Genomic DNA, 9392 nt, shown 5'->3' with positions numbered 1-9392 from the left:
CGGGCGTTGGTGGGGTTGGGTTCGGTGTTGGAGGGTGGGGGTGGTTCGGTGGTGGTGGCTGATGTGGAGTGGGGGCGTTTCGTTCCGGCGTTCACGAGTCGTCGTCCCAGCCCCCTGCTCGCCGGCCTTGCCGACCTCACCGGCTCCACCGGTTCCGAGGCCGTCGAGGAGAAGACGACCGAGGACGCCCGCGCCGTCCTGACCGCCCGCTTGGCACAGCGACCCGAGAAGGAGCGGCTGCGCGCGTTGCGGGAACTGGTCCGCGAGCGGGCGGGTGTGGTGCTCGGTCGTTCCTCAGGCTCCGCCCTGGACCTCAACCGCCCCTTCAAGGACGTGGGTTTCGACTCCCTCACCGCCGTCGAACTGCGAAACCAGATCCATGCCGAGACCGGACTACGGCTGCCGTCGACCCTGGTCTTCGACCACCCGACCCCACGTCACCTCGCCGATCACCTCCATGGCGAGCTGTTCGGTCAGTCGCCGGTCAGGGAGACGGGGCCCGGCACGGGTCTGCGGGCGGCGGCGAGCGACGAAGAGACATTCCGCAGTGCGCTGGCCGCGATTCCCTTCTCCCGTTGGGAGGAGAGCGGCCTGCTGACAGCCGTGCTGTCCCTGGCGGACAGCGGCACGCTCGATCAGTCGCAGAAGGCGGACGAACCCGTACCCGGCGCGATCGAGGCCATGGACGTCGACGCACTCGTTCAACTGGCCTTGGGCGACTCCGCATCCTGAAACACCGTCCCGCCGCACCACCGCCACGACCTCCCGTCCGCCCGCGAACGGGCCATGAACCAGTGGAGTTTGAGCATGTCCACCTCCGAAGAGCGCGTGGTCGCCGCCCTGCGTGCCTCCCTGACCGAGAACGAGCGTCTGCGTCAGCGCAACGACGAACTCAGCCGGGCAGCCACCGAACCGATCGCCATCATCGGCATGGCCTGCCGCTACCCCGGTGACGTCACCGACCCGGAACAACTGTGGGACCTGGTCGCGGCCGGCGTCGACGCCATCACGCCGTTCCCCGCGGACCGTGGCTGGGACACGCCCGGTGACGCTTCCCCGGGCACTACGGGACAGGGTGGATTCGTCACCACGGCCACCGATTTCGACGCGGCCTTCTTCGGAGTGTCACCCCGCGAGGCCGTGGCGATGGACCCGCAGCAGCGCCTCATTCTGGAGACGTCCTGGGAGGCGCTGGAGCGCGCGGGCCTCGAACCCACCACCGTGCGCGGCAGCCGCACCGGTGTCTTCGTCGGATGCAGCAACCAGAACTACGGCGCCGTGTCAGGAGACGACACACCTGAGGGCATCGCGGGGCACCTGCTGACCGGCAACGCCGCGAGCGTCGTCTCGGGCCGGGTGTCGTACGTCCTGGGTCTGGAGGGTCCGGCGGTCACGGTCGACACGGCCTGCTCCTCCTCTCTGGTGGCCCTGCACCTGGCCGCCCAGTCGCTGCGCGCGGGCGAATGCGACCTCGCCCTCGCCGGCGGCGTCACCGTGATGTCCACCCCCGACGTCTTCGCTGAGTTCGATCGTCAGGGTGGTCTGGCGGGTGACGGTCGGTGCAAGGCGTTCGCGGAGGAGGCGGACGGTACCGGCTGGGGTGAGGGAGCCGGTGTCCTGCTGGTGGAGCGACTGTCGGACGCCGTGGCGCGCGGGCATCGTGTGCTGGCGGTGGTGCGGGGTTCGGCGGTGAATCAGGATGGTGCGTCGAATGGTCTGACGGCTCCGAACGGTCCGTCGCAGCAGCGGGTGATCCGGGCTGCGCTTGAGGCGGCGGGTGTGTCGGCAGTTGATGTGGATGTGGTGGAGGCGCACGGTACGGGGACGAAGTTGGGTGACCCGATCGAGGCCCAGGCGCTGCTCGCCACGTACGGGCAGGAGCGGGAGGACGACCGGCCGTTGTGGCTGGGGTCGGTGAAGTCGAACATCGGTCACACCCAGGCTGCTGCGGGCGTTGCTGGTGTGATCAAGATGGTGGAGGCGTTGCGGCACGGTGTGCTGCCGGCGACGTTGCATGTGGGTGAGCCGTCCTCACACGTGGACTGGTCGGCAGGAGACGTACGACTGCTCACTGAGCCGCGGCAGTGGCCCGAAACCGGCCGCCTCCGCGTGGCGGGAGTCTCGGCCTTCGGAGTCAGTGGCACCAATGCACACGTCATCCTGGAACAGGCCCCGATTCCGGAACCTCGGTCCGATGCCCGCCCTGCCACCTTGCCCTCCGCACCGGTGGCCTGGCTGCTCTCCGGCCGGACCGAGGAGGCCCTGCGAGCCCAGGCACGTTCTCTCGCGACCTTCGCCGACCGACACCCCGACATCGCACCCGGTCGTGCGGCCCTGTCTCTCGCGACGACACGGACGTACTTCGAGCACCGAGCCGTGCTCATCACCGAGAACGGTACCGGTCCGATCGAGGCCCTGAACGCCCTTGCAAATGGCCTCACTTCACCGGACACGATGGTCGGCCAGGACCGTGGAGACTCGCGGCAGGCCTTCCTGTTCTCGGGTCAGGGGGCGCAGCGGTTGGGGATGGGCCGTGAGTTGTACGAGGCCTTCCCGGTGTTCGCGGACGCCTTCGACGCGGTGTGTGCTTCTGCGGGTTCGGAGTTGCGTGATGTGGTCTTTGGGGAGGATGCGGAGCGGCTGGATCGCACGGAGTGGACGCAGCCCGCGTTGTTCGCGGTCGAGGTGGCGCTGTTCCGGCTGGTGGAGTCGTTCGGGGTGCGTCCGGACATCCTGATCGGCCACTCCATCGGTGAGATCGCTGCTGCGCATGTGGCGGGTGTGTTGTCGCTGGAGGATGCCTGCGCTCTGGTGGTGGCTCGTGGTCGGCTGATGCAGGAGCTGCCTGCTGGTGGTGTGATGGTGGCGGTGGAGGCTGCCGAGGACGAGGTGCTGCCTCTGCTGGAGGGCCGTGCGGGTGAGGTGTCGATCGCTGCGGTCAACGGTCCTCGGGCGGTGGTGATCGCGGGTGCCGAGGCAGCCGTCAGCGAGGTTGCGGAGGAGCTCAAAAAGCAGGGTCGGCGCACGACCCGTCTGCGGGTCTCGCACGCCTTCCACTCGCCGCTGATGGAGCCGATGCTGGACGCGTTCCGTGATGTGGCGGAGGGCATCAGTTACGGCACTGCGTCGATCCCGGTCGTGTCGAACGTGACCGGACGCCTCGCCGCGGGTGGCGAGTTGGCGTCGGCCGACTACTGGGTACGGCATGTCCGTGAGGCGGTTCGCTTCGCTGATGGCGTGGCTGCGCTGGCCGCCGAGGGTGTGACGCGTTTCCTGGAGATCGGCCCTGACGGAACCCTCACCGCCCTCGCGCAGAGCTGCGTTCCGCACGATGACGCCGACGGCGCACTGTTCGTACCGATGCTCCGCAAGGACGGTTCCGAGTACCTGGCGCTGCTGCGGGCGATGGCGAAGTTGCACGTCGACGGCGGGGAGATCGACTGGGCGGCGGTGTTCGGAGGCGGTGAAGGTATCGAGCCTGTCGATCTGCCGACGTATCCGTTCCAGCGACAGCGCTATTGGCTCGCCCCGAACGAACCCTCTCCCGGTGGCTCGTTGGGCCCGTCCCGGGTGTCCGCTGTGGTGGACGCCGAGTTCTGGGCGGCCGTGGAGAAGGCGGACCTGCCGGCGCTCGCGGCGGATCTCGACCTCGCGCAGGACACGCTCGGGCCGGTGGTCCCGGCGCTGTCGAAGTGGTACCGCCGCCGACAGGAGCGGGCGGCCGTCGACGCCCTGCGCTACGAGGTGTCCTGGCGGCCGTTGACCCGGGACGACGAGATCACACCTGCAAGGGGTGCGGCCCGCACCGGGAACTGGGCCGTTCTGATCCCGTCCGACGCGGACACCGGTTCACGCGAGACCGCGAACGGCGTCGTCTCCGCTCTCCGCAAGCAGGGCCTGACGCCGCACGTCATCGCAGTGGACGCCGCTGATCCCGCGGCCTGTGCTGAGGCACTCGGCGTTCTCGCCGACGGAGCCGAGACGCTCGACGCCCCCCGTGACCTGGACGGAGTGCTCTCGCTCCTCGGATTCGCCGCATCCGCCGAACCGGCGGTAGCGGCGGTAGGGACACTGAACGCGTTGCGCGCGCTGGGCGGCTCGCGTTTCCCGGGCGTACGACTCTGGGCAGTCACCCAAGGCGCCGTCGCAGTCGACGGAGCCGAACGCGTAGTCCGCACGTCCCACAGTGCCGTATGGGGACTGGGGCGCGTCGCAGCGCTGGAACACCCCGATGTCTGGGGCGGATTGGTCGACCTGCCCGAGAACGTCGACGAGCGAGCGTACACCCGCCTCGTGCACGCGCTGACGAGCCTTCAGCCGGGCGAGGACCAACTCGCCGTCCGCAATCATGGTGTCTTCGGTCGGCGGCTCGTACAGTCCGCGCCGTTGCCGCAGCACGCTGACCGCTGGGAGCCGAACGGGACGGTGCTGATCACCGGGGGTACCGGTGCTCTGGGCGCACAGGTCGCCCGCTGGGCGGTGGAGCGCGGTGCCCGGGACCTCATCCTGGTCAGCCGTAGCGGCGCAGCGGCACCCGGAGCCGACGAGCTGCGTGCCGAGCTGGAACAAGCGGGCGCGCGGGTCACGTTGCGCGCCCTGGACGTCTCCGTCCGCGCGGACCTCGGCTCGCTCCTTACGGAGTACTCCGTCGATGCCGTCTTCCACACGGCCGGAGTCCTCGACGACGCCACGCTGCTGGCGACGGACGCCGAGCGCATCGAGCGGGTGATGCGCCCCAAGGCATCGGCTGCCTGCCTGCTCGACGAACTGACCCGGGACCGCGATCTCTCCGCGTTCGTCCTCTTCTCCTCGCTGGCCGGAACGGTGGGGAGTCCGGGCCAGGGCGCCTACGCCGCCGCCAACGCGGTCCTGGACGCCCTCGCCGAGCGGCGCCGGGCCGACGGCTTGCCCGCGACCTCCGTCGCCTGGGGGCCGTGGGCAGGGGACGGGATGGCCGTGGAGTCCGGCGGCCGCCGCCGGAACCAGGGCGCCGTGACGGCACTCGCCCCCCAACTCGCCCTGTCCGCCCTCGGGGCGGTACTGGACGCGGGTCTCACCACCCAGTTGGTCGTGGACGCCGACTGGGCGCGGTTCGTTCCCGCGTTCACGACGACTCGTCCCAGCGCCCTCCTCTCGCGCCTTGCCGTTCCCGTCGTCACCTCCGCACCGGGCGGGGCCGTGCGAGCCGGCGAGGCCGACGACAGCCTGAGGTCACGCATAGCCGGTCTGCCGCGTGCGGCCGGGCTGCGCCTCGTACTGGACGAGGTGCAGAGGCTCGCGGCCGTCGTGCTGGGCCACGCCGGCGCCGAACAGGTCGGTGCGGAGCGGGCGTTCCGGGATCTGGGTGTGGATTCTTTGATCGCGGTGGAGCTGCGCAACGTGCTGGCCTCGGTCTCGGGCGTCGCGCTCCCCTCGACGGTGGTTTTCGACCGTCCGACCCCGCAGGCTCTGGCCGAGTTCCTCTACAGCGAGCTGTTCGGGAACGAGGCCGTCGCCGCTGCCACGTTGGACAGGGCAGCCGTGACCGCGCTGGATGAGCCGGTGGCGATCGTGGGTATGGCGTGCCGTTTCCCGGGTGGTGTGGAGTCGCCCGAGGATCTGTGGGATCTGCTGGTCAACGGGCGTGACGGTATCGGTGACTTCCCGACCGACCGCGGCTGGGCCGCGCTGGAGACCGTCTACGACCGTTACGCGAACGAAGACGGCAAGGCCTCGGGATTCGTCCGGCAGGGTGGGTTCCTGTCGGGTGTGGGTGGTTTTGATGCGGGGTTCTTCGGGGTGTCGCCGCGTGAGGCGTTGGCGATGGATCCGCAGCAGCGGTTGTTGTTGGAGACGTCGTGGGAGGCGGTGGAGCGGGCGGGGATGGATCCTCGGTCGTTGCGGGGGAGTCGTACGGGTGTGTTCGCGGGGACGAACGGTCAGGATTATCCGGCGTTGTTGGGTTTGTCGGAGGGTGACTTCGGGGGGTATGTCGGTACGGGTAATGCGGCGAGTGTGGCGTCGGGTCGGGTGTCGTACGTGCTGGGTCTGGAGGGTCCGGCGGTGACGGTCGACACGGCTTGCTCGTCGTCGTTGGTGGCGCTGCATCTGGCGGCGCAGGCGTTGCGGTCGGGGGAGTGTGATCTGGCGCTGGCCGGTGGTGTGACGGTGATGTCGACGCCGGGTGCGTTTGTGGAGTTCGGTCGTCAGGGTGGTCTGGCGGGTGATGGTCGGTGCAAGGCGTTCGCGGAGGAGGCGGATGGTACCGGCTGGGGTGAGGGTGTGGGTGTGCTGTTGGTGGAGCGGTTGTCGGATGCTGTTGCGGCGGGTCGTCGTGTGTTGGCGGTGGTGCGGGGTTCGGCGGTGAATCAGGATGGTGCGTCGAATGGTCTGACGGCGCCGAACGGTCCGTCGCAGCAGCGGGTGATCCGGGCTGCGCTGGAGGCGGCTGGTGTGTCGGCGGCTGATGTGGATGTGGTGGAGGCGCACGGTACGGGGACGAAGTTGGGTGACCCGATCGAGGCGCAGGCGTTGCTGGCGACGTATGGGCAGGGGCGTGAGGGTGAGCGTCCGTTGTGGCTGGGGTCGGTGAAGTCGAACATCGGTCACACCCAGGCTGCTGCGGGTGTTGCTGGTGTGATCAAGATGGTGGAGGCGTTGCGGCACGGTGTGTTGCCGGCGACGTTGCATGTGGGTGAGCCGTCGTCGCATGTGGACTGGTCGGCGGGGGATGTACGCCTGCTGACCGAGCGGCAGGCGTGGATGGGGGACGCTGGGCGGGTGCGGCGTGCGGGTGTGTCGTCGTTCGGTCTCAGCGGTACGAATGCGCACGTCATCCTGGAGCAGGCACCCGAGCCGTCGATCTCGGGAAGCTCTGCGACGGACGATGCGGCAGTACTGCCCTGGCTTGTCAGCGGCCGCAGCGAAGCGGCCCTGAGCGCCCAGGCCGGGCGGTTGCTGGCGGTTGTCGAGGAGCCGGACGACTCGTCGTCCGCCGCTCTGGCCCGCGCGCTGGTCACGACCCGCTCCACATTCGAGCAGCGGGCCGTCGTGCTCGCTGCCACCCGTCAGGAACTGGCCGAAGAACTCAAGGCTCTGCATCTGGGCGAGCCCGGACTGCGCACGGTCGTAGGTGAAGGCCGGCGTAGTGGGCGGACGGCGTTCCTGTTCTCGGGTCAGGGTGCGCAGCGGTTGGGGATGGGTCGTGAGTTGTACGAGAGCTTCCCGGTGTTCGCGGAGGCTTTCGATGCGGTGTGCGCTTATGTGGGCGTGGAGTTGCGTGATGTGGTCTTCGGGGAGGACGCGGAGCGGCTGGATCGTACGGAGTGGGCGCAGCCCGCGTTGTTCGCGGTCGAGGTGGCGTTGTTCCGGCTGGTGGAGTCGTTCGGGGTGCGTCCGGACATCTTGATCGGCCACTCCATCGGTGAGATCGCTGCCGCGCATGTGGCGGGTGTGTTGTCGCTGGAGGACGCCTGCGCTCTGGTGGTGGCTCGTGGCCGGCTGATGCAGGAACTGCCCGTCGGCGGTGTGATGGTGGCGGTGGAAGCCGCCGAGGACGAGGTGCTGCCTCTGGTGGAGGGCCGTGCGGGTGAGGTGTCGATCGCCGCGGTCAACGGTCCTCGGGCGGTGGTGATCGCGGGTGCCGAGGCTGCCGTCATCGAGGTCGCCGAAGAACTCCAGGCGCAGGGTCGGCGCACGACCCGTCTGCGGGTCTCGCACGCCTTCCACTCACCGCTGATGGAGGCCATGCTCGACGTGTTCCGCCACGTCGCGGAGGGCATCAGCTACACCGCACCCTCCATCCCCGTCGTCTCGAACGTGACCGGACGCCTCGCCGGTGATGGTGAGTTGGCGTCGCCCGACTACTGGGTACGCCACGTCCGTGAGGCAGTCCGCTTCGCCGACGGGGTGAGCGCTCTCGCCGCCGAGGGCGTGACCCGCTTCCTGGAGATCGGACCCGACGGCACCCTCACCGCCCTCGCGCAGAGCTGCGTTCCGCACGATGACGCCGACGGCGCACTGTTCGTACCGATGCTCCGCAAGGACGGTTCCGAGTACCTGGCGCTGCTGCGGGGGATGGCGAAGCTGCACGTCGACGGCGGGGAGGTCGACTGGACCCCCGTCTTCGGTGAGCACGACGGTGCCGTGGCGGTCGACCTGCCCACCTATGCTTTCCAGCGCACCCGGTTCTGGCCCACGGTCACGGCGCACACGGTGGCGTCGGGGATGCCGTCGGACTCGGACGGTGACGCGTCCTTCTGGTCGATGGTGGAGCAGGGGACGCAGAACCTGGCGGACACGCTCGGCGTGCCTCAGGACGCGCTGGATGCGGTCATCCCCCGGCTGACGGAACTGCGCCGCGAACAGATGGAGCGCGCCGAGGTCGACGGCTGGCGGTACCGCGTGGAATGGGCGCCGGTGGAGGTACCGGCCACGGCTTCCCTGAGCGGGCGCTGGCTGCTGCTGCAGGAGCCCGACGCCGCCCCTCTCGCCGGGCTCGATCGGTTCGTCCCCGGTCTGGAGCGGCTCACCTGTGACGTGCGGGACAGGGAGGGGCTCGCCGCGCTGCTGGAGTCGGCGGTCGACGAGGGCGAGCCGGCCGGTGTGCTGTCGTGCCTCTCCCTCTCCCTCCCTCTCTCCCCTTCCCTTTCCCCGTCCGCCGGTGTGCTCGACACGATGGCGTTGGTTCAGGCCCTCGGTGACGCGGGCGTGCGCGCGCCGTTGTGGGTCGTCACCCGGGCCGGGTTCGGCCCCGGTCGCGGCCCCGACGATCCCGCGCAGGCGGCGATATGGGGGATCGGCCGTGTGGCCGCTCTGGAACACCCGGACCGGTGGGGTGGACTCATCGACGTGGCGACGGAGCCGAGCGACGAGGAACTCGCCGCCGTCGCATCGGTGTTGGCCCATGGCGACGAGGACCAGGTGTCCGTGCGTGACGGGCGGATCCACGGCCGTCGGCTGTGCCCGGCACCGCAGTCCGGCACGGATCCGGGAGCGTCGCTCGGCGACGGCCGTCCGTCTCCGCGGCGGCTCCTCGTCACCGGAGGCACCGGTGCGCTCGGGGTGCGCGTCGCCGAGTGGTTCGTCACGCGCGGGACGCGGGAACTCGTCCTGGCGAGCAGGCGCGGCCCGGACAGCCCTGGGCTGGCCGAGACGGTCGACCGCCTGCGGGCGGCCGGTGCGGAACGTGTCGACGTCGTCGCGTGCGATGTCGCCGAACGGGCTCAGGTCGCCGCGCTGCTCGAAGCCCATCACGTCGACGGGATCGCTCATGTCGCGGGAGTCCTCGACGTGGAGCTCATCGATGCGATGACACCTGCTCATGTGTCGCGGGTGGTGGGGGCGAAGGGGTGGGGTGCGGTGTATTTGGATGAGTTGACGCGTGGTTGGGATTTGAGTGCGTTTGTGGTGTT

1 protein-coding gene and 1 pseudogene are annotated in these 9392 nt (G+C 69.7%); both read left to right on the top strand.

All coding sequences use genetic code 11. From position 1 onward, the window contains the following. Positions 1-732: beta-ketoacyl reductase (locus ACFC8N_RS48385; RefSeq protein ID WP_376296045.1), on the top strand; the 732-nt coding region annotated here is incomplete at its 5' end. A 108-nt stretch (positions 733-840) separates the two neighbouring features. Beyond that, positions 841-9392: pseudogene (locus ACFC8N_RS48380) on the top strand (type I polyketide synthase); the annotation flags it as partial.

Source organism: Streptomyces sp. NPDC055966, from assembly GCF_042269865.1.
GTDB lineage: Bacteria > Actinomycetota > Actinomycetes > Streptomycetales > Streptomycetaceae > Streptomyces.
The sequence above is the reverse complement of the archived record's forward strand: the minus strand, read 5'-3'. Positions and strand labels throughout refer to the sequence as shown.